Below are 20968 nucleotides of genomic sequence, written 5' to 3'. Positions count from 1 at the left end.
GAACTCTGAAATGAACTTCTCTGCTTGGTCGATTCGAAACCCAATTGCGCCGCTGCTGGCCTTCGCGCTGTTGATGTTCATGGGCATCCAGTCCTTCAACAAGCTGCCGATCACGCGCTTCCCTAATATCGACGTACCCGTCGTTTCCATTTCTGTCACGCAAAGCGGCGCATCGCCGAGCGAACTGGAAATGCAGGTGACGAAGGAGATCGAGGATGCGGTCGCCTCCATCAGTGGGGTGGATGAAATCACCTCCACGGTGACGGATGGCCTGTCGACGACCGCCGTCCTGTTCCGCATCGAAAAGCCTACACAGGAAGCAGTTCAGGACACCAAGGACGCGATTGACCGCATCCGCTCAAACCTTCCTGCATCCGCAGAAGAGCCGATCGTCTCAAAGGTAGAGGTGGAAGGTCAGGCGATCCAGACCTTCTCGGTCACCTCCCCCAACATGACGCTCGAAGAGCTTTCATGGTTTGTCGATGACACCGTCAAGCGCGCGCTGCAAGGTCAACCAGGCATCGGGCGTATTGATCGTTATGGCGGGGCCGACCGCGAAGTACGCATCGCACTCGAACCTTCAAAGCTGAATTCATACGGAATTACAGCTTCGGAAGTGAATGCTCAGCTTCGCAGCACGAACATAGACCTTGGGTCCGGTCGTGGTCAGGTTGGCGGGAGCGAGCAGGCCATTCGAACGCTCGGCGATGCCCGCAAGGTTTCCGACCTTGCCAACACGACAATTGCCCTGTCAAACGGTCGCTTCATCAAGCTATCCGACCTTGCGACAATTACAGATACTTACGAGGAGCCCAAGTCCTTCTCGCGCTTCAATGGCGAAACGAGTGTAACCTTTGCCGTATTTCGTGCAAAGGGTGCCAGCGAAGTGTCCGTTTCCCGGACGGTTGCCGAGCAACTGGAGACGATCCGCAAGGCTCATCCGGGCGTCTCGATTGCGATGGTCGATGACAGCGTCTATTTTACCTATGGCAACTATGAATCAGCGATCCACACCCTCATCGAGGGCGCGATTCTTGCCGTCATCGTGGTCATGCTGTTCCTGCGCAACTGGCGCGCAACCCTTATATCCGCTGTTGCCTTACCACTTTCGGCCATCCCCACCTTCTGGGTGATGGACCTCATGGGCTTCTCGCTGAACCTCGTGAGCTTTCTAGCCCTAACACTCGCCACCGGTATTCTGGTGGACGATGCAATCGTGGAGGTCGAGAATATTGCCCGCCACATCAAGATGGGCAAGACACCCTATCGCGCAGCGCTCGAGGCAGCGGATGAAATCGGCCTCGCGGTCATTGCGACAAGCTTTACGATCATCGCGGTCTTCGTGCCGGTCTCGTTCATGCCGGGCATTCCCGGCCAGTACTTCATCCAGTTCGGACTGACCGTCGCGTTCTCGGTGTTTTTCTCGCTGCTGGTGGCGCGTCTGATCACACCGCTGATGGCCGCCTATCTGATGCGGGCCGAAGATGCGATGGATGACCATCACGATAATGATGGCCGTCTGATGAAGGCCTATACGAGGCTTGTCACCGGCACGACGCGGCGCTGGTACATGCGCTACGCCACGCTGGTGGGCGCCATTGCATTCCTGGTCGGCTCCATCATGTTGCTGATGCAGGTCCCAGGCAGTTTTCTGCCGCCGGAAGACCGTTCGCGCATAACTTTGTCACTGGAACTGCCACCCAATGCGACGCTTGATGAAACCGCCGAAACGACCACCAGGATCTATGAGACCATCAAGCACCTCGAAGGCGTGGACAGCGTGTTTGTGCTGGGCGGCGCCTCTCCGAAGGGCGATCTCGAGCTGCGGCGAGCAACCGTGAACGTCATTCTCGGTAGGATCGACCATTCGCTGGTCAAGACTCTGGTCAACAAGGGCCTCGGAAATTTGCCACTGATCGGCTCCTACATTCCGAAGGTAGAGGATAAGGGCCGCACCAAACCGCAATGGGAAATCGAGAAGGAGCTGTTCCAAAAGGTTCGCTCGATCCCTGACGTGCGCATCACGAAGCTGAACGATCGTGGAGAACGCGAGCTTTCGTTCAACTTCCTCGCCAGCAACAGTGAGCAATTGGATGATGCAGTCGCGAAACTCGAAACCAATCTGCGTGCATCACCGATCCTTGCCAACGTCTCGTCAGAAGGCGCACTGCCGCGTCCGGAATTGCAGATCCGTCCACGGAAAGATGAGGCGGCCCGCCTTGGCATCACGCCACAGCAGATCGCGGAAACCGTTCGGGTCGCCACCATTGGTGATGTCGATGCGGCTCTGGCGAAGATATCGCTCGACAATCGGCTCATTCCGATCCGCGTGCAGGCCTCGCTCGACGTTCGCCGGGACTTGCAAGCCATCCGTAACCTGAAGGTCAAAACCGCGAGCGGAGCGACTGTTCCGCTGTCTACCGTTGCCGATGTGGATTACTCGGAAGGCCCGAGTTCCATCAAGCGTAACAACCGTAACCGTGTCGTGTCGATCGGCTCGGATGTTCCGCAGGGAACGGCACTTGATACCGCAACAGCAGAGTTCCGCCGTATTGTTGATCAGACGCAACTACCAGAAGGTGTTCGTCTGGCAGAAAGCGGCGACGCAAAGATCCAAGCGGAAATGGTGGCGGGCTTCGGCAATGCCATGCTACTTGGCCTGTTGCTGGTTCTGGTCGTGCTCATCCTTCTCTTTAAGGATGTCATTCAGCCGTTTACGATCCTTTTCTCGCTGCCATTAGCAATCGGGGGCGTAGCGGTTGGTCTGATCATTACGAACAACTCGCTCTCGATGCCCGTACTAATCGGTATCCTCATGCTGATGGGCATCGTCACAAAGAACGCCATCCTGCTCGTTGATTTCGCAATCGAGATGCGCCGTCATGGTATGGAGCGCGTTCATGCCATGGTGGAAGCGGGTCGCAAGCGTGCAAGACCTATCATCATGACGTCCATCGCCATGTCGGCAGGTATGCTGCCCTCGGCACTGGGCGTTGGTGAAGGTGGCTCCTTCCGTGCACCCATGGCGATTGCAGTCATCGGCGGCATCATCGTCTCAACGGTGCTTAGCCTTGTGGTCGTTCCCGCCTTCTTCCTCATCATGGACGACCTATCCATGCTGCTTGGCAGAATCTTTGGCCGCTTCGTCGGCAAAAAGGAAAAGGAAGATCCCGTTCTCAGCGAAGAAGAGCTGAGCCGTGCCGCGCGCGAAACGCAAGCAAAGCTCTCAGAACTTCAGACGAAGCTCGACTCCATACAGTCTACGCACCGGCAGGACAACGAAAAGGAATATGGTGCACCCGCAGGCAATAATGTCTTGAGACTGCCGCCTTTGGCTGCGGAATAGCGCACAGAGGAAGCAGCCAGCAGCGGCCCGATTGACATCGATCAATTCGGGCCTCTTTCCATTATGCTAATGCCGGAACCAATCGACACATGGGAAACAGGTTGATGGGGGACGCATAGATGCTGGACAAGAGCAACAAAGCCACAGCGCGCTCGCGAAGCCTTCTGGCGAAGACTGCGTTCATGCGGTCACTGTCGCAAAGTGCGCTTTCTGTCTTGCTGGATAGTGCGCAGATCATATCGCTCGGCGCGCGTTCAACGATTTTCCGGGAAGGCGAAAATGCTCCGGCCTTTTATTGCCTGCTGACCGGATATGTCCGACTTTACCGAATGGGCAAGGACGGGCGTCAGGTAGACTTCCGGATCTGTGGCCCGGGCGATGTATTCGCAGAATGCCTAGTGTCGCAGGATGCACGTTACCCGTATAGCGCGCAGGCCGCCGAAACCGTCTGCGTCGCAAGGATTGATTGTCGCGAGGTCCGGCAATTGGCCGAGCGTGATGCGACCGTTTCCACGGCGCTGATCACGACATTGTCTGAACATCTCAAGGCAACCACAGAGGTTCTCGTGAATGACCGCCTGCACACCGCCCCGCAGCGTGTGGCGGACTATCTGCTGGATCGATGCCCGGTCGATGCGGGATCTGCATCCATCCGCCTACCCTTCCAGAAGAACTTACTGGCCGGTATGCTTGGTCTCGCCCCCGAAGCGCTATCCCGCGCCTTCTCTGCTCTGCGCAGCGCCGGTGTCAGTGTTCGCGGTCGCGTCATCCAGATCAGCGACGTGAAAGCGCTGAGGGAAATCTGATCAGGGATCAACCAGACGGAACGCGTCGCCACGACGCTCCACCGTCTGAATGACCGGCGTATGGCAGCCCACGACACGCCAGCCCTTGTCCGCGGCCTGCTCCAGCATGGAACTGCGGCTGAGCGCGGCCCGCTCAGGATCAAGATCGAATACCATGCCGATACGAGGATCCTGCGGCTGAAGGTCTGCAATATGCAGAGCATCCGCGAAGATCAGCAGTGCGCCTTGCTCCTCGCCGATCAGATAACCCGTATGGCCCGGTGTGTGCCCGGGCAGCAGGATGGACCGTATGCCCGGCATGATCTCGCCTTCCGGCCGGGTCGAAAGCCTGTCGCCATAAGCAGCAAGCAGTGAGGCCGCCAATGCGAACCCGCTGCGGCGCGCTTCCGGCACGCGTTCCCTGGCTGTCTCATCCGTAAAGAACGCCAGATCCTTCTCGGGCACGATGATCTCGGCGTTCGGAAAATAAGGCTGCCATTCATCCAGAAGACCGGGCACATGGTCTCCATGCAGATGGGTGACCAGAACACGCCGCACGTCGTCACGGCCAATCCCGAGATCTGCCAGCGCCTGCCGCGCCTTGCCAAACTTTTCGCCCCAGGCCGTGCCGCAACCGGCATCAACAAGGGTCACGCCATCCGGCCCACACAAGACGAAGCAGTTCACCACCATCTCGAAGTTTTGGTCCGGCATGTGCTTGCGCGCAGCATCCAGAGCCGCCTGCCCATCGAGATGGATGATCTGTTGGACCGCCGCCTGAAGCGCACCGTCACGCAGAAGGATAACCTCATAGTCGCCGAAGCGGCCCGTCAACGCAGGTGCACTCACGCCGCCAGCCCGCCATGCGTTTCAAGGAAGCGCACGATATGATCCACCCCCTCGCCGCGCTTCAGGTCGGTAAAGACAAAGGGCTTCGCCTCGCGCATGCGGTTTGCGTCGCGGTCCATCACATCGAGATCGGCCCCCACGTAAGGGGCCAGATCCTTCTTGTTGATGACAAGCAAGTCGGAACGGGTAATCCCCGGACCGCCTTTTCGCGGGATCTCTTCACCCTGGCAGGTCGAGATCACATAGATGGTGATATCCGCCAGATCCGGCGAGAAAGTCGCGGCCAGATTGTCGCCGCCCGACTCGATGAACACGACATCGAGATCCGGGAAGCGCTCGTTCAAACCGGCAATCGCCTGCAGGTTGATCGTCGCATCCTCGCGAATGGCCGTGTGCGGGCAGCCGCCGGTTTCCACACCCACGATCCGGTCTGAGGACAGGGCCTGCATGCGAACCAGCGCCTCGGCGTCTTCCTTCGTGTAGATGTCATTGGTGACCACAGCCACCGAATAGCTCTCACGCATGGCCTTGCAGAGCTTTTCCGTCAGTGCCGTCTTGCCGGACCCCACAGGTCCACCAATGCCGACACGAAGAGGTCCGTTGGATGATTTCATGATCTGAGCCCTCAAATCTGCAAACAGAATAACGTACGGATCGACCCGCACAAGACATGGTCAAGATCGGAAGAGGCGCGACACCTGCGCCTCGTGCCGGATGGAAGCGATATCCGCCTGCACGGTGGCAGAGCCGAGATCATTCAATTCTGCCACCACCGCACGTTCGGCCACCTTACCCGCAGTCGCCTCCAGGGCCGACAGGATGCGAAGACCATCCTGCTGGCCCGCAACGCCCAGGCGAATGCCTGCGGATACACCTTGCGAAAGGCCAGCGTGCAGGAAGGCGGCAATCGCCTGTTCAGCCGAAATGCCATGCGCGCCCGCGACAGCGCCGACCGAGACCGGATAAGGACACTCCACCGGCAGCCGTTCGAAGACTGGCGACGGCCAGGCCGTTGCCGCCATCAGGAAGGCTTTGCCAAGCGAGAGCGTTTCCATATGCCGCTCTGCGGAACCGGCCAGCGCCAGCGCCAGCTCCGCCAGTTCGCTCAACGGATCAGACGCCTCGTAACACCGCGCCGCAAGCGACACGAACACGGCATCGTTCCACAGCATTCCGTGTCTGAGCGACGTGGAAAGCCAGGCCTCCAGTCCAGCCGCATCCGTGACAAGCCGGTCATGGACCGCCCGCTCCAACCCGCTGGAATAGGCAAAGCCACCCACCGGAAAGGCGGGCGAAAGCCATGCCATCAGCCGCATCAGCGCTTGTGTACTGGCCGCGGCAGTCATCAGTCGTGATGATGCCCGTGGTGATGGTCATGCGAGTGATCATGAGAGTGGCCATGGGAATGACCGTGCGAATGGCCGCCGTGACTGTGATAGGCCCCGCGCGCAGGCTGGAATGACTCTTCCACATCCACCACCGCAGCACCGAGACCTTCCAGCATCGCACGGATCACATGATCGCGCAGGATGAGAATGCGACCTTCTTCAATCTGCGCCGAAAGATGCCGGTTGCCCAGGTACCAGGCGAGTTCGATGAGGTGCAGCGTATTCCGCGCCTTCACCTCGAACAGCTTTTCCGCCGCCGCCTTCACCTCTACCGTATCGCCATTATCGAGCACCAGCCGATCGCCATCGTGAAACAGAACGGCTTCCTTCAGGTCCAGCATCACCATGTCACCATTGGAGAGGTGCAACAGCTTGCGCCGCAAATGGCGCAGATCGTGCGGAAGCGTCACCGTATCGATCGGCGGATCGCTGACTTCCCCTGCGGGGCGGTAGGAATGGACATGCTGCATGGTGTTACCTTTACCAGAAAAACTCAACTGACAGGAGAGATGTCCTTCACCCCCCTCTGTCCTGCCGGACATCTCCCCCTCAAGGGGGGAGATTGGCAAGACGATGACGCTCGACACATTCCGCATATGCGCTAGCCGCATTCAATAACCTGAATGAGGGGCAGCAGTCGTGCCACGATTCGATCTCCCCCCTTGAGGGGGAGATGTCCGGCAGGACAGAGGGGGGTAAAATCGCTGTCACAAACGTAGCTCGAATACTATCAAAACAGGAAATAGCGCTGCGCCATCGGCAGAACCGTTGCCGGTTCGCAGGTCAGCAACTCGCCATCGGCTCGCACTTCATAGGTTTCCGGGTCCACCTCGATGTGCGGCGTCAGATCGTTGAGGATCATTGATTTCTTGGAAATACCGCCGCGCGTGTTCTTCACTGCCACCAGCTGCTTGGCAACGCCGAGACGATTGGCAAGGCCATTGTCCAGAGCTGCCTGGGACACGAAGGTGACCGATGAGTTTGTCCGCGCCTTGCCGTAAGCACCGAACATGGGGCGGTAATGCACCGGCTGTGGTGTCGGGATCGAAGCATTCGGATCGCCCATCGGGGCCGCCGCAATCACGCCGCCCATCAGCACCATATCCGGCTTCACACCGAAGAAGGCCGGGTTCCAGATCACGAGATCGGCACGCTTGCCCACTTCGATGGAACCGATTTCGTGGCTCACTCCATGCGCAATCGCCGGGTTGATCGTGTATTTCGCCACGTAGCGACGCACACGCAGATTATCGTTGTCACCGGTTTCGCCCGGCAGGCTGCCGCGCTGGCGCTTCATCTTGTCTGCCGTCTGCCAAGTGCGGATGATGACCTCTCCCACGCGGCCCATGGCCTGACTGTCCGACGAGATGATCGAAAACGCACCGATATCGTGCAGGATGTCTTCCGCCGCGATGGTTTCCTTGCGGATGCGGCTTTCGGCAAAGGCGATGTCTTCCGGAATGGACGGCGAAAGGTGATGACAGACCATCAACATGTCCAGGTGTTCGGCCAGCGTGTTGACCGTATAGGGCCGCGTCGGGTTCGTGGAGGACGGGATGACATTCAGTTCGCCGCAGATCTTGATGATATCCGGCGCGTGGCCACCGCCCGCCCCTTCCGTATGGAAGGCATGAATGGTGCGACCTTTGATGGCGCCGACCGTATCTTCCACGAAGCCGCTCTCGTTCAGCGTATCGGTATGGATCATCACCTGCACATCGTATTGATCGGCAACCGAAAGGCAGCAATCGATAGCGCCGGGGGTCGTGCCCCAGTCCTCGTGCAGCTTGAGAGAGGTGGCGCCGCCCAGAACCATCTCCTCCAGCGCGCGCGGCAGAGAGGCATTGCCCTTGCCGGCGAAGGCGAGGTTCATGGGGAAGGCGTCGGCTGCCTCGATCATCCGGGCAATATGCCATGGACCCGGCGTACAGGTGGTGGCGAGCGTGCCATGGGCAGGCCCGGTGCCGCCGCCCAGCATGCAGGTGAGGCCGCTCATCAGGGCTTCCTCGATCTGCTGCGGGCAGATGAAATGGATGTGAGCATCCATGCCACCAGCGGTGATAATCTTGCCCTCGCCAGCAATCGCCTCGGTGCCGGGACCGACGATGATATTGACGCCCGGCTGCGTATCCGGATTGCCCGCCTTGCCGATGGCAACGATGCGGCCGTCCTTGAGACCGATATCGGCCTTGACGATGCCGGTATGATCCACGATCACGACATTGGTGATCACGGTGTCGACAGCACCTTCGGCACGGCTGACCTGGCTCTGGCCCATGCCATCACGAATGACCTTGCCGCCGCCGAACTTCACCTCCTCGCCATAGGTGGTGAAATCCTTCTCCACCTCGATGAAAAGCTCCGTATCGGCAAGGCGCACCTTGTCGCCCACGGTCGGGCCGAACATGCTGGCATAGGCAGCGCGGGAAATCTTGTAAGGCATGGGCTATCTTGCTCCATCATGCATGGACATGCCGACGCCCCTCGCGCCTGATCATGCCCCTTGGTTTTTATTGACCGATTGGTTCGGCGAGTTCTTTGAGCTCTTGCGTCCGGCTCTTCGTAAGGCGTGTCTGGCAATTGATGTAGAACATTGTCTCCAGCGTGCCGCCGCGCGCCTGAAAGCCTTCCGCATCGCACTGGCCATCCCGATAGGTTATCCAGGCCCGCTGCCCTTTCAGAAGAGCGGCTTCAGCGCCGCGCTGATCGGCATCAAGCTGCTTGTCCCAATCGGCCATGGCCTTGCGCGTCAGCTTCCACTGATTGTTCAGCGCCTTGTCGGCAGCGTCATATTCTTCCTGGGCGCAGGCGTTCATTTCCATCTGCGTATTCTTGTTTTCGCAGTCGAAATTCGGCTTTTCTTCCGCGGAGGAAGGCCCATCCTGCAAGAGAACACATCCGCACAGCATCAGGCCAAGAAACAGTTTCATCGAACGCTTCGCTTTCTGCATGGCGCGTTCACAAAGCGCCCATGATCTTCTGCCGGAAACCGTAAACCTCGCGCTTGCCGGAGAGAGGAATGAGGGTCACCTCACGCGTCTGGCCCGGTTCGAAACGCACCGCCGTTCCTGCCGGAATATCCAGCCGCATGCCGCGCGCCTTGTCGCGGTCAAAGGAAAGTCCGGCATTGGTCTCGAAGAAATGATAGTGGCTGCCCACCTGCACCGGACGGTCACCCGTATTGGACACTTCGATGGTCACTGTCGGCTGACCGCTGTTCAGCTCGATGTCGCCACTTGCGGAAATGATTTCGCCTGGGATCATGGTTTTGCCCTCACCGGATTGGTTCGTGAACGGTCACCAGCTTGGTGCCGTCCGGGAAGGTTGCTTCCACCTGCACGTCGTGGATCATTTCCGCGATCCCCTCCATCACCTGGTCGCGGGTGATGACATGCGCGCCCGCTTCCATCAGGTCGGGCACGGCGCGGCCGTCGCGGGCACCTTCGACCACGAAATCGGTAATCAAGGCAATGGCTTCCGGATAGTTCAGCTTCACGCCGCGTTCCAGCCTGCGGCGGGCCACCATGGCGGCCATGGATATCAGAAGCTTGTCTTTTTCTCTTGGGCTGAGGTTCATGGGTTCCCCGATTATTGTCTCTCAGATGTTCCAGACTTTCGGCACGTTTGCGTCTTTTCGCAAGAGCGAAATCACCGGAACCAGAATTTTTCGCAGCGCAAAACCATGTGATGCTGCAGCGCGAATAATAAGCTTGTCTTTCCAGAGGCTTGCGCCAGCATATCCATCTTCAAGAAGAGGCTTAAGGCGCGGCAGAAACGCCTCGCATTGGGGCCCGGAATAGAAAACGGTAGCAAAAGCCACCTTGCCGGAAAGTACCGAAGACTGCTCTCCCAGACGAGCGATCTCGCCCTCCATCCGCACTTCCTCCGCATGGATGAGACGACCCGCACGGCGCACACGCCAACGATCACGAAAGAAACCGTTTTCGGCACTCTCGCCCATGGCGGTTCGTCCAAGAATGACCGCCTCCACAGCCAGAAATTCAGCTGTCTCGGCCAGATCGACATGCAGTTCGCGGGTCAGCGAGGCGCGATCGAAGAGAATGCTTTCCTGCGGCAGCCACGCCACGCGACTGCCTTCGCCCGCTTCGATCTCGCTCTTCAGGAGCGCCGTATCGGCGGACGCTTTATAGATCTTCTCGTTCGCCTGGGTGGTCACGGTCACATCCGTGCCGGGACCGGCGCGCAGCGACCATTCCAGCCGGTCGCCGCCGGTCAGGCCGCCGGAGCTGTTGATGAGAATGGCTTCGAGGGAGGAATCGAACGTGTCCGGCAGGCGGATCTTACCGCAACCTTCCTGATAGAGTTCGGCGAGCCGCGTACGGCCCGCCAACTGCTTCGTTACAAGGCGCCCTTTGCCCCGAGCCCGCTGCGGCGCGGCTGGTCGTTCGGCTGGCTGTTGCTGCACGTCATCCCCTCGGTATTCATCGTGGATGCCTCATCGCCCGCACAACCGACCGCCTGGACCTTTGCCTTGGCGGAGGATGGCCGTGCCGTGGCCACGACATCCGTACTGTCGGCCTTGCGGAAGAAATCCCACATGCGATAGGCCGGATCGACATTCGGATCGAAACTCGGCTTCTTGACTGCCGAGACCTTCACGACACCTGCCGCCTGTCCCTCGCTGGCAGCAGCGATGACGTTCGCCTTCGCATTTGGCTTCGGCCAGTCATGGCTGCCGTTTTCGAATTCATAGGTCGCGATGCGCGCGCCGTTCTGGCAGGTATCGTAGAGGCTGTAGGTCACCCCCTCGATCGTATCCGGCTTGGCATTGGCCTTGCAGCCGTCCAGTTCCATCCAGCGCTGAAGCGCGGTCTTGAAACTGTATTGCCAATAGGGTTTGCCGCCCCCGGCATAGGGGTTCTGCTCATCCTTGATCCCGGCAAACGCCATGATCGAAATCGGCTTGGCGGGCTGGCAGGTGGAAGGATCCGCTCCCCATTTGCCCTCGCGATTTTCGACCGGCAGGCCGACGCGCAGCGAATTGACGAAACCGGCACCGGCAAAATCATTCGCCCCCGAGCAGAGATAGGCCGACAACATGCGACCGCCCCCGGAATAGCCCGACGCGAAGATCTGCGCCGGATCGACGCAATAGCTCTGCTTCACATTTTCGACAGCAGCCTTGATGAAGGCCACCTCATCCAACCCGCCTTCGCGGAAGGTCACGCCCGGCACATTCCAAGCATTCGTTCCTGGCATATTGCCAGAAAGACTGCCCTGAGGTGCAAACACCAGGAAGCCGTTCTTCGCCGCAACCTTGTCCCACGAACTGCGCAGCATCTGCCCGCGCGGATTGCTGTTGCTGCCGTGAAAATCGAAAACGACGGAAACCTTGTCCTGGCCCGTGTAACTGTCGGGAACAAACACGACGCCGGAGCGCTGAGTGCCGCCGACATCGACCGATACATCATGATAGCCCGGTTCAACCGGCGTACCACAGCCAGCCGCCTGAGCGGCCATGCCTGGCCCTAAGAAAAAGGCGCCCGCTGCGGTCATGCAGCCAAGAGCGCGGAGGATTGAACCAGAGCGAATTTCAAATGCCATCAAGCGCCTCGTAAAGGAGAGTGCGTGGAAAGAGGTATGCGTTGGATGAAAACCGCGCTCTGACTAACATATTAGAAGATACTATTGAACCCTCTCCATGACCGGCAGCCATGCAAAATATGAGCATCTATTACACCGTGAGATGCCGTCTGGCCTCCGGTGTGTCGAGCGTTTCTGCGGCACCTTCATGAACGATTTCACCCCGATCCATGATGTAGACATGATCCGCCAGTTCACGGCAGAAGTCGAGATACTGTTCGACCAGAAGAATGGCCATACCTGTGGAATCTCGCAAATATCGGATTGCACGCCCGATATCCTTGATGATCGAAGGTTGAATTCCCTCAGTCGGCTCATCCAGAACCAGCACTTTCGGTCGTGTAACCATGGCGCGACCGATCGCCAGCTGCTGCTGCTGCCCGCCGGACAGATCGCCGCCGCGACGTGACAGCATTGAGTTCAGCACGGGAAACAGGCTGAAGATATCATCGGGAATGAACCGGTCCTTGCGCGCCAGCGGCGCAAAGCCCGTTTCCAGATTTTCCTGTACCGTCAGAAGCGGAAAGATCTCCCGCCCCTGCGGCACATAGCCGATGCCCTGTTTTGCACGGCGGAAGGGTGCCAGGCCGTTCAGGCTTTCACCATTGAAGGAAATCGTACCCGCGCTCACCGCATGCTGGCCGGTGATGGCGCGCAAAAGCGAGCTCTTGCCCACACCGTTTCGCCCTAGCACACAGGTGATCTTACCCATGGGCGCTTCGATGGAAACGCCACGCAGTGCCTGCGCCGCGCCGTAGTGAAGGTTGATGTTGTTGACTGTCAGCATGGTGTGCTCCACATCGCGACGGTAAGCCTATTCCCCCTCTGGCCTGCCGGCCATCTCCCCCACAAGGGGGGAGAAGACTCGTAGCCACCTCTTGACCAAATCTGGGCAGAGAGATTGCGGCGGGTTAAGCCCCTCCCCCTTGTGGGGAGGGGTTGGGGAGGGGTTTCCCCGCCAGACGTGTTAAAGCCGTCGATAATAATGTCCGGCAGGACAGAGGGGGGTGACTGCGTCAACATTTATATATGCCTCACCGCCCCAGATAGTTCTCAATGACCTTCGGATCGTTCGACACGAAATCGATCGACCCTTCAGCCAGCACGGAGCCCTCAGCAAGACAGGTCACCTTGACGCCGAGATCCCGGATGAAGCCCATGTCGTGCTCCACCACCACCACCGAGCGGCTCTTGGCAATCTCACGCAGCAGAATGGCGGTTTCGGCGGTTTCGGCATCGGTCATGCCCGCCACGGGCTCATCGACCAGCAGAAGCTTCGGCTCCTGCGCCAGCAACATGCCGATTTCCAGCCACTGCTTCTGGCCGTGGGAAAGGTTGGCCGCCAGTTCGTCGCGCCGATGCGTCAGCCGGATGGTGCCAAGAATTTCCTCGATGCGATCACGGTCCTCGCCCGAGAGGCGATAGAACAGGGTCGAAAAGACGCCGCGCTTGCGGTTGAGCGCCAGTTCCAGATTGTCCCACACAGTGTGGCTCTCGAACACCGTCGGCTTCTGGAACTTCCGGCCAATGCCCAGCTGGGCAATATCGGCCTCGTCTCGCTTGGTGAGATCCACCTTTTCCTCGAACAGAACAGTGCCGCTGTCAGGCCGGGTCTTGCCGGTGATGATGTCCATCATCGTCGTCTTGCCCGCGCCGTTCGGGCCGATGATGGCGCGAAGCTCACCTGGCTCAACCACGAAGGAAAGCGAATTCAGCGCCCGGAATCCATCGAAGGAGACGGAAACACCATCGAGATAGAGCAGCGATTTCGGCTTGGAGTCCTTGATTTCCATGGGTCTTACTCCGCGGCCTGGATCTGTGTTGAAGGCGTATCGTTATTCTGGGCCTGGGCACGCGCTGCAGCCTTCACCGCCTTGCGATTGGCAAGTGCAGCCTGAACGGTGCCGACAATCCCCTTGGGCATGAACAGCGTGACGAAGATGAAGAGAGCGCCCAGTGCATAGAGCCAGAATTCAGGAAAAGCGCCGGTGAAGAAGCTCTTGCCGCCATTGACCAGTACCGCACCGATGATCGGACCGATGAGAGTTCCGCGACCGCCGACCGCTGTCCACACCACGACTTCGATGGAATTGGCCGGTGCGAATTCGCCCGGATTGATGATGCCGACCTGCGGCACGAACAGGGCGCCCGCAATGCCCGCCATCATGGCCGAGGTGACGAAGGTGAAGAGCTTGATGTTCTCCACCCGGAAACCGAGGAAGCGAACGCGGCTTTCGGCATCACGCACGCCCACCAGCACCTTGCCGAACTTCGAGCGGGTGATGGCCGAGGCCAGCACGAGGCAGAGCGACAGCATGATCGCAGAAAGAGAGAAGAGCACAGCGCGCGTTCCATCTGCCTGAACAGAGAAGCCGAGAATATCCTTGTAATCCGTCAGACCGTTATTGCCGCCAAAGCCCATGTCATTGCGGAAGAAGGCGAGCATCAGCGCATAGGTCATGGCCTGGGTGATGATGGAGAGATAGACGCCGTTGACGCGAGAGCGGAAGGCGAACCAGCCGAAGACAAAGGCGAGCAACCCTGGCACCACCAGCACCATCGCACAGGCAAACCAGAACATGTCGAAGCCATGCCAGAACCACGGCAACTGCTTCCAGTTCAGGAACACCATGAAATCGGGCAGGACGGGATCGCCATAGACGCCACGGCTGCCGATCTGGCGCATCAGATACATGCCCATGGCATAGCCGCCGAGTGCAAAGAAAGCGCCGTGGCCCAAGGACAGAATGCCGCAATAGCCCCAGACGAGATCCAATGCCAGCGCCAGAAGCGCATAACAGAGATACTTGCCCATCAGCGACATCACATAGGTTGGGATATGCAATGCATTGTCGGGCGAAAGGAGCAGATTGCTGGCTGGCACCAGAAGGGCCACGGCAAGAATGATGCAGACGGTTACGACGATGCGGCCTTCCAGAGCACGCAGGATAAAGCTGGAAATCATGCTTCCACCGCCCTTCCCTTGAGCGCGAACAGGCCGCGCGGTCTCTTCTGGATAAAGAGGATGATGAGAACAAGCACGAGGATCTTGCCGAGCACGGCACCGGTCCACGGCTCGAGGAGCTTGTTGAGGATGCCGAGCGACAGCGCGCCCACCAGCGTTCCCCAGAGATTGCCCACGCCGCCGAACACCACGACCATGAAGCTATCGATGATGTAGGACTGGCCGAGATTGGGCGAAACGTTGTCGATCTGAGACAGCGCCACGCCAGCAATACCCGCGATGCCCGAGCCGAGCGCGAATGTGAAGGCATCGACCCAGGGCGTGCGAATACCCATGGAAGAGGCCATGCGGCGGTTCTGGGTCACGGCCCGCATCTGCAGGCCGAAGGCGGAGCGCTTCATCACGATCAGCAGGCCGATGAAAATCGATAGGGAGAAGGCGACGATCCACAGGCGGTTCCAGGTGATCTGCAGCCCACCCAGCGCAAAGGCACCGGACATCCAGGACGGATTGCCAACTTCCTGGTTCGTCGGCCCAAAGATGGAGCGTACCAGCTGCTGGAGAATCAGCGATACGCCCCAGGTCGCCAGCAGGGTTTCCAGCGGACGCCCGTAGAGAAAGCGGATGACGCCGCGCTCGATAACGAGACCGACACCAGCTGTCACAAGGAAGGCGACCGGCAGAGCAATGGCCAGCGACCAGTCGAACAGCTGCGGCGCGTGGGTGCGGATCAATTCCTGCACCATGAAGGTGGAATAGGCACCCAGCATGACCATTTCGCCATGCGCCATGTTGATGATGCCCATGACGCCGAAGGTGATGGCAAGGCCGATGGCCGCGAGCAGCAGCACGGAGCCGAGCGACATGCCGTACCAGACATTCTGGGCGACTTCCCAAAGCTTCAGTGAATTTTCGATCTTGGTGATCGCCATGTCGAGATCACCCTTCAGGGCGGGATCGATCGAAGACGAAACCGACATCAGGATGCTGATGCCATCACGCCCGCCGAGATTGGCAATCGTATCGATCGCCTGCTTCTTCTGGTCGATTACGCGGTCAGAAATCAGCACAGAAGCGGCACGCGCCTCTTCCATGCGCACCTTGACGGCCGCATCGGTTTCCTTGGCAAGGGCTGCCTCGACCAGCTCAAGATTTTCCGCGCTGGGAGACTTCAGAACCGCGTCGGCGGCTGCCATGCGCACGGCCTTGTCGGGGCTCAGCAGTGTCAGACCGCCAAGTGCCGAGCGAATGACGCGGCGCAGGTTGTTGTTGATCTTCAGCTTGTTCAGCTGCGCCTTCGGCACCTCACCGGCGGCAGCACCCGTGACCGGATCGATCAGGGCGACATTGGTCCCGGCTGCTTTGGTGATGAATACTGCGCTATCGGATTTGCGGGCATAGAGCTCACCTTCCGCAAAGGCCTCCAGGGCTGGCACGATGCGCGGATCGCCGGTCGCGGCCAACTGACCGATCAGCTCTTCCGTCTGCTTGAAATCCGCCTTGCCAAGTGCATTGAACAGGGCCTTCGGATCGCTGCCAGATTGCGCGAAGGATGTTGCGGCAAGCGACATAAGCAAAAGAGTGAGTGTAAATAAACGCTTGAACATTCTATTGTCCCCCGGATGGCGCGCAGCAGAGACTGAGGGACAGAGCACCCTGCCATCGTGCCTTTTTCAAAGAAGAGACGGCAAGATGGCAGAACATATTCCCCCTCTGGCCTGCCGGCCATCTCCCCCACAAGGGGGGAGAAGATACGCGGAACCCACCTGGCCTCAGTAAGCTTCAGCAGATCGGCTGGGTTAAGCCCTCCCCCTTGTGGGGAGGGGTGGGAGGGGTCTCCCCCCCGGATGTCGGAAGACTTAGCTGCCCTTGCCGCCGCACTTGCCGGTGGCAACGTTGAAGTTGCCGCAAGACATCGGCTTGCGCCAATCGGAGATCAGGTCCTTGGAGTCCGGCAGGTAATCGGACCATTCGTCACCCACGACGGATGGCGTCTGCTGCACGATTTCGAACTGGCCATTCGCCTGGATTTCGCCGATCAGAACCGGCTTGGTGATGTGGTGGTTCGGCATGACAGTAGAAGTACCGCCAGACAGGTTCGGCACGGAAACGCCGATGATGCTATCAAGAACCTTGTCAGTTTCGGTCGTTCCGGCAGCCTCGACCGCCTTAACCCACGCGTTGAAACCGATATAGGCGGCTTCCATGGGGTCGTTCGTCACGCGCTTATCGTTTTTGGTGAAGGCGTGCCAGGTCTTGATGAACTCGGCATTGATCGGCGCATCGACAGACTGGAAGTAGTTCCAGGCAGCGAGGTGGCCGACGAGCGGCTTGGTGTCGATACCGGCCAGCTCTTCTTCACCGACGGAGAAGGCCACGACGGGAATGTCTTCAGCCTTGATGCCCTGGTTTGCCAGCTCCTTGTAGAACGGCACGTTTGCATCGCCATTGATGGTGGAAACAACAGCCGTCTTCTTGCCTGCCGAACCGAAGGCCTTGATCTTGGAGACTTCCGTCTGCCAGTCGGAGAAGCCGAATGGCGTGTAGTTGACCATGATATCCTCGGCCTTCACGCCCTTGGACATGAGGTAGGCCTTGAGGATCTTGTTCGTGGTCTGCGGATAGACGTAATCGGTGCCTTCCAGAACCCAGCGCTGAACGCCTTCGTTTTTCATCAGGTAGTCAACGGCCGGAATGGCCTGCTGGTTCGGAGCGGCACCGGTGTAAAAGATATTGCGCGAGGATTCTTCACCCTCGTACTGGACGGGATAGAAGAGAATGGAGTTCAGCTCTTCGAAGACCGGCAGAACAGACTTGCGCGAAGACGAGGTCCAGCAACCGAAGACGGCGGCGACCTTGTCCTTGGAGATCAGCTGGCGAGCCTTTTCGGCAAACAGCGGCCAGTCGGAAGCCGGATCGACAACGACGGCTTCCAGCTTCTTGCCCAGAACGCCGCCCTTCTTGTTCTGCTCTTCGACGAGCATCAGCATGGCGTCCTTCAGCGTGGTTTCCGAAATCGCCATCGTGCCGGAGAGCGAGTGGAGAACGCCGATCTTGATCGTATCTTCGGCGGCAAATGCGCCGTGGAATGCGGTGGTGGACATGATGGCGGCGATGAGCGCACCGCCCAGCTTGGCTTTCAATGTCATGGCAGAACCCCTCTTTTTTGTTTTGAGTGCAACATCCGGTTAAAGCCTGTTAACCGTTGCTGACCGGACTATGGGTCGCTGCACTGCAAAACCACATACGTAAAATGACGTATGTGAGGGGGGTGAAACTGGAAGCTTGTCACGCAACAGCTTCCAGCACACCAGAATCTTCGGCTACAAACTTGGTCCGAACTCGAACCTTACCTCGCGTCCCAAGATTGGACGCAGCAGGTTGTTGAGAGCCTTTTGCGAAGTCGTCAGTTTCCTTGCCCCCTTGGCCATGTCGATCAGGCCCAAAACCAATCCAGCAACCGAACCGACTATGGCTGCGCCTCTGCCAACAGCAGCCAGGCCGGTCTTGACCGTATTGCTCACCAGAGACGAGAAACGTGTCGCCTGCGCGGCAGTCGGGCCAACACCTTTTGGCACGGTATTAAGCACCTGAAGTGCTACCTCACCCATACCGACAAAACTTCCCGTCAATCCGGCAGTGCCATTGATGATCTGGAATGCAGCTTCTGCCTTTTCACCTGCCTTGAGCGCACGATTGGCGGCAAAGAAAGACAGAGCACTGATAGCTCCTCCACCAAGGCTTCCCAGAACCTTGCCTCCCAATTCCAGTTTGGCGGGTGAAATAAACCTGCTCGCAGCGTCACCCCACGAACCGTTGACCGTACCGAACATACTAAAGGGCTTGCCCGCCGAACCAAGGTTCTTTGCAAGTCCCTCCGAGATCATACCAACGACTTGAACAGAGTTTGCAACTACGGCAGCAATATCCTGCGGTTGCGGCTTCGGCCCCATGCCGATGGAACGCGCAGCAAGGACGCCCGCTTGCGTAACGGACTGTACAGCATGAGTAAGACCTGCTTTATAAACGTCGTTCGGCAAGCCTAGAGGCGACGGGCGTTTCTCTAACGACTTCTGGAATGAAGCAAACGCATCTTGAAACTTGAGACCATTGCGCATCATGCCGAATATACTGTCAACATTTCTAGTGATGTCGCGCGCCATATTGAACTTGATGGCTGGCTGATAAACACTGCTATCCCCAAGATTGTCAGCCATAAATTTAAGTGACATCGCATCCGCGACAGGACTAAGTGTTTCAGAATTTCCATCTTTGTCGACAGAATAAATGCTGAGATCCGCCGGTTTATCTACATCCAAGTAGTGCTTGTTCAGCTGACTAGAGAGCGTAGCATTTGCGACACCGCTCAACTTCTGTGTGAATTCCGGCTGCAACACAGAAGACAGAAACGACACCTCGGACGAATAGGATTGAAACGCTTCATCAAGCGGCTTCCCGGCGGCAAGTTCTCGTTCTAGAGCCTTGCCTCCACCGACATCAGCAAGATAGGCTTGTTGCAGTCGCATGTGCAGAGCTGAATTTTCTGGTCTAGACAGGAACTCTCTCGCTCCTCGAGAGAATGATTGTTGCGTCGCCATAAGGACATCTGGATCGCCTACAACTCGATCAATTCGCCCCTGTAAATCAGATTTAACGTCTTCTATGCCCGGAACGTTGTCACCATACTGATTATCGTAGGCAGTGAGTCTAGCCTTGGCTTCGAATAGATCAGATACATAAGCAGCCTTCTGTTCAGGCTGCAAACTCCCGAGATTGTTGATCGTCTCGGGGTTTATGAAGGCTCGGTCAACAGTCGAACTATCAGCTTTGATCAGTTCTACGCTCATATCTTCAAGGAATTTTCGATCGCCTGCGAAACTATCGCTTGGCATCATTTTCTCAGACTGAAGGTCTCGGCTTACCGATAGATCCCAGTCCGTGATTGAAGGTACGTTCGTTCTTGACACATAAGGTTGAGGATCTGGTATCTCTTTAGCATAATCCACAAAATTAAGATTCCCATCAAGTAAACCCTGAACAATCTCATCTGGTGTCGGAGGCACGCCCTTCGCTCTTTGTGCGGCGGATAATTTCGCACCCGTAAATTCCTCACGGCCACCCTCCAAAGAAAGGCGTCGGTCCACCGACAACGAAAGGACTGGAGATGAATCGCGCGCGCTTTTTTCCTTTATCGACAGCGGATCATCTTGAACAACCTCATCTGATGTCGGAGGCACGCCCTGCGCCCGTGGAGCGGTGGATAACTTAGCACCCTTAGTTTCCTCAGGGCCACTCTCCAAAGAAGGGCGTCCGTCCACCGACAACGACAGGACTGGAGATGAATCGCGCACGCCTTTTTCTTTTATCGATGAAATATTATATTGTATATTATTTTTTCCGGTAGGATCAATCTTGTTTCTATTAGGCTTGAAAGATGACTTAATCGAATTTTCATTTGTATTATGGATTTTTGTTGCATCATTCGTACGCAAAAAATCTTTTGAAATCTTCATTACGAAATGTCCAATATTGATTTACATAAAATTCTATAAACATTTATTGCAAAAAAATTGTGACAGTAACAAACACATGAATATCAGGGCATTCATATGTTCTAAAAACTAAATTCGAAGAAGGTTTGGAGATACCAAAAGGAAAGGAAGATGGCGCGCATGAGATAGCGAATGGTAGCGAAGAGACTGTGAGTTTGGACGGAGGGGGTGAGCGCGCCGCCCGGCTTGGCTTTAGAGCGGCATCCGACCTGATTGAATCAATCTGCGCCCACGGATTTTCGTCAGGATCAGGGGGGTGCGAGGTGCGAGCCTGGATGTACGTCCGAGGCGAAAGTCGAAGATAGTGGCGAAAATCCATGTCGCCTGAAAAGGTTGGCCGAAACCGGCCGTCCACTTTGTCGAAGGGCTTGGGCTAACAGAAATGGTCGTGTCAGTTCGATCTCAGCTAGGTCGTGGTGATGATTTAAGGATTGGGATTCCCAAAAGAGCGCAAATCGGATTCAAAGCTGATTTTGGAG

At 57.7% G+C, this 20968-nt stretch carries 18 protein-coding genes; 2 read left to right on the top strand and 16 right to left on the bottom strand.

Annotated features, from left to right (window positions below; genetic code table 11):
• Nucleotides 1-10 precede the first annotated feature (10 nt).
• Both MUU53_RS18595 and MUU53_RS18590 read left to right on the top strand, forming a co-directional pair.
• Nucleotides 11-3346 (top strand): efflux RND transporter permease subunit, encoded by a 3336-nt coding sequence (locus MUU53_RS18595; protein ID WP_247262220.1) that lies wholly within the window; start codon nt 11-13, stop codon nt 3344-3346.
• A 119-nt stretch (nt 3347-3465) separates the two neighbouring features.
• Nucleotides 3466-4152: a Crp/Fnr family transcriptional regulator gene (locus MUU53_RS18590; protein ID WP_247262219.1), complete on the top strand. Its 687-nt coding sequence runs from the start codon at nt 3466-3468 to the stop codon at nt 4150-4152.
• On the opposite strand, the gene aidB is transcribed toward MUU53_RS18590, so the two are convergent.
• The 16 genes from aidB to MUU53_RS18510 form a co-directional block, all read right to left on the bottom strand.
• The gene (gene aidB / locus MUU53_RS18585) at nt 4153-4980 is read right to left on the bottom strand and encodes an AidB family quorum-quenching N-acyl homoserine lactonase (protein WP_247262218.1); all 828 of its coding nucleotides are present in this window, start codon (nt 4978-4980) and stop codon (nt 4153-4155) included.
• Nucleotides 4977-5597 (bottom strand): urease accessory protein UreG, encoded by a 621-nt coding sequence (ureG, locus tag MUU53_RS18580; protein ID WP_280139167.1) that lies wholly within the window; start codon nt 5595-5597, stop codon nt 4977-4979. Before ureG ends, aidB begins: the two co-directional genes overlap by 4 nt.
• A gap of 57 nt (nt 5598-5654) precedes the next feature.
• Complete coding sequence (locus tag MUU53_RS18575; protein ID WP_247262217.1) at nt 5655-6326, bottom strand: urease accessory protein UreF; 672 nt, start codon at nt 6324-6326, stop codon at nt 5655-5657.
• Complete coding sequence (ureE, locus tag MUU53_RS18570; RefSeq protein ID WP_247262216.1) at nt 6326-6838, bottom strand: urease accessory protein UreE; 513 nt, start codon at nt 6836-6838, stop codon at nt 6326-6328. The genes MUU53_RS18575 and ureE overlap by 1 nt, the downstream gene beginning before the upstream one ends.
• Before the next feature lie 260 nt (nt 6839-7098).
• The gene (gene ureC / locus MUU53_RS18565) at nt 7099-8811 is read right to left on the bottom strand and encodes an urease subunit alpha (RefSeq protein ID WP_247262215.1); all 1713 of its coding nucleotides are present in this window, start codon (nt 8809-8811) and stop codon (nt 7099-7101) included.
• A 67-nt stretch (nt 8812-8878) separates the two neighbouring features.
• Nucleotides 8879-9298 (bottom strand): lysozyme inhibitor LprI family protein, encoded by a 420-nt coding sequence (locus tag MUU53_RS18560; RefSeq protein WP_156379100.1) that lies wholly within the window; start codon nt 9296-9298, stop codon nt 8879-8881.
• Between the two features lie 28 nt (nt 9299-9326).
• Nucleotides 9327-9632 (bottom strand): urease subunit beta, encoded by a 306-nt coding sequence (locus MUU53_RS18555; protein WP_062553750.1) that lies wholly within the window; start codon nt 9630-9632, stop codon nt 9327-9329.
• Between the two features lie 10 nt (nt 9633-9642).
• Nucleotides 9643-9945 (bottom strand): urease subunit gamma, encoded by a 303-nt coding sequence (locus MUU53_RS18550; RefSeq protein ID WP_062553749.1) that lies wholly within the window; start codon nt 9943-9945, stop codon nt 9643-9645.
• 21 nt (nt 9946-9966) lie between these two features.
• The gene (locus tag MUU53_RS18545; RefSeq protein ID WP_247262214.1) at nt 9967-10794 is read right to left on the bottom strand and encodes an urease accessory protein UreD; all 828 of its coding nucleotides are present in this window, start codon (nt 10792-10794) and stop codon (nt 9967-9969) included.
• On the bottom strand, nt 10728-11933 hold the full coding sequence (locus MUU53_RS18540) for a CE1 family esterase (protein WP_247262213.1): 1206 nt from the start codon (nt 11931-11933) through the stop codon (nt 10728-10730). Before MUU53_RS18540 ends, MUU53_RS18545 begins: the two co-directional genes overlap by 67 nt.
• 130 nt (nt 11934-12063) lie before the next feature.
• Nucleotides 12064-12759, bottom strand: a complete 696-nt coding sequence (gene urtE / locus MUU53_RS18535) for an urea ABC transporter ATP-binding subunit UrtE (RefSeq protein ID WP_247262212.1) — start codon at nt 12757-12759, stop codon at nt 12064-12066.
• A 247-nt stretch (nt 12760-13006) separates the two neighbouring features.
• A complete protein-coding gene (gene urtD, locus MUU53_RS18530; protein WP_062553746.1) occupies nt 13007-13765 on the bottom strand; it encodes an urea ABC transporter ATP-binding protein UrtD in 759 nt (252 codons plus the stop codon).
• Between the two features lie 5 nt (nt 13766-13770).
• Nucleotides 13771-14937 carry an urea ABC transporter permease subunit UrtC gene (gene urtC / locus MUU53_RS18525; RefSeq protein ID WP_247262211.1) on the bottom strand — a complete coding sequence of 389 codons (1167 nt, stop codon included), beginning with the start codon at nt 14935-14937 and terminating at the stop codon, nt 13771-13773.
• Nucleotides 14934-16544, bottom strand: a complete 1611-nt coding sequence (gene urtB / locus MUU53_RS18520; protein ID WP_247262210.1) for an urea ABC transporter permease subunit UrtB — start codon at nt 16542-16544, stop codon at nt 14934-14936. The genes urtC and urtB overlap by 4 nt, the downstream gene beginning before the upstream one ends.
• 252 nt (nt 16545-16796) lie before the next feature.
• On the bottom strand, nt 16797-18086 hold the full coding sequence (gene urtA, locus MUU53_RS18515) for an urea ABC transporter substrate-binding protein (RefSeq protein ID WP_247262209.1): 1290 nt from the start codon (nt 18084-18086) through the stop codon (nt 16797-16799).
• A 174-nt stretch (nt 18087-18260) separates the two neighbouring features.
• Complete coding sequence (locus tag MUU53_RS18510; RefSeq protein ID WP_247262208.1) at nt 18261-20450, bottom strand: hypothetical protein; 2190 nt, start codon at nt 20448-20450, stop codon at nt 18261-18263.
• Between the last annotated feature and the right edge of the window lie 518 nt (nt 20451-20968).

It is taken from the genome of Affinirhizobium lemnae (assembly GCF_022968395.1).
GTDB lineage: Bacteria > Pseudomonadota > Alphaproteobacteria > Rhizobiales > Rhizobiaceae > Neorhizobium > Neorhizobium lemnae.
Note: the sequence above shows the minus strand (reverse complement) of the source record. Positions and strands in the feature narration are given on the sequence as shown.

What these genes read in the sequence shown, in the direction of transcription:
- MUU53_RS18595 (WP_247262220.1), top strand. Translation starts at nt 11, where the DNA reads ATGAACTTCTCTGCTTGGTCGATTCGAAACCCAATTGCGCCGCTGCTG.
- MUU53_RS18590 (WP_247262219.1), top strand. Translation starts at nt 3,466, where the DNA reads ATGCTGGACAAGAGCAACAAAGCCACAGCGCGCTCGCGAAGCCTTCTG.
- MUU53_RS18575 (WP_247262217.1), bottom strand. Translation starts at nt 6,326, where the DNA reads ATGACTGCCGCGGCCAGTACACAAGCGCTGATGCGGCTGATGGCATGG.
- ureE (WP_247262216.1), bottom strand. Translation starts at nt 6,838, where the DNA reads ATGCAGCATGTCCATTCCTACCGCCCCGCAGGGGAAGTCAGCGATCCG.
- ureC (WP_247262215.1), bottom strand. Translation starts at nt 8,811, where the DNA reads ATGCCTTACAAGATTTCCCGCGCTGCCTATGCCAGCATGTTCGGCCCG.
- MUU53_RS18560 (WP_156379100.1), bottom strand. Translation starts at nt 9,298, where the DNA reads ATGAAACTGTTTCTTGGCCTGATGCTGTGCGGATGTGTTCTCTTGCAG.
- MUU53_RS18555 (WP_062553750.1), bottom strand. Translation starts at nt 9,632, where the DNA reads ATGATCCCAGGCGAAATCATTTCCGCAAGTGGCGACATCGAGCTGAAC.
- MUU53_RS18550 (WP_062553749.1), bottom strand. Translation starts at nt 9,945, where the DNA reads ATGAACCTCAGCCCAAGAGAAAAAGACAAGCTTCTGATATCCATGGCC.
- MUU53_RS18540 (WP_247262213.1), bottom strand. Translation starts at nt 11,933, where the DNA reads ATGGCATTTGAAATTCGCTCTGGTTCAATCCTCCGCGCTCTTGGCTGC.
- urtE (WP_247262212.1), bottom strand. Translation starts at nt 12,759, where the DNA reads ATGCTGACAGTCAACAACATCAACCTTCACTACGGCGCGGCGCAGGCA.
- urtD (WP_062553746.1), bottom strand. Translation starts at nt 13,765, where the DNA reads ATGGAAATCAAGGACTCCAAGCCGAAATCGCTGCTCTATCTCGATGGT.
- urtC (WP_247262211.1), bottom strand. Translation starts at nt 14,937, where the DNA reads ATGATTTCCAGCTTTATCCTGCGTGCTCTGGAAGGCCGCATCGTCGTA.
- urtB (WP_247262210.1), bottom strand. Translation starts at nt 16,544, where the DNA reads ATGTTCAAGCGTTTATTTACACTCACTCTTTTGCTTATGTCGCTTGCC.
- urtA (WP_247262209.1), bottom strand. Translation starts at nt 18,086, where the DNA reads ATGACATTGAAAGCCAAGCTGGGCGGTGCGCTCATCGCCGCCATCATG.
- MUU53_RS18510 (WP_247262208.1), bottom strand. Translation starts at nt 20,450, where the DNA reads ATGAAGATTTCAAAAGATTTTTTGCGTACGAATGATGCAACAAAAATC.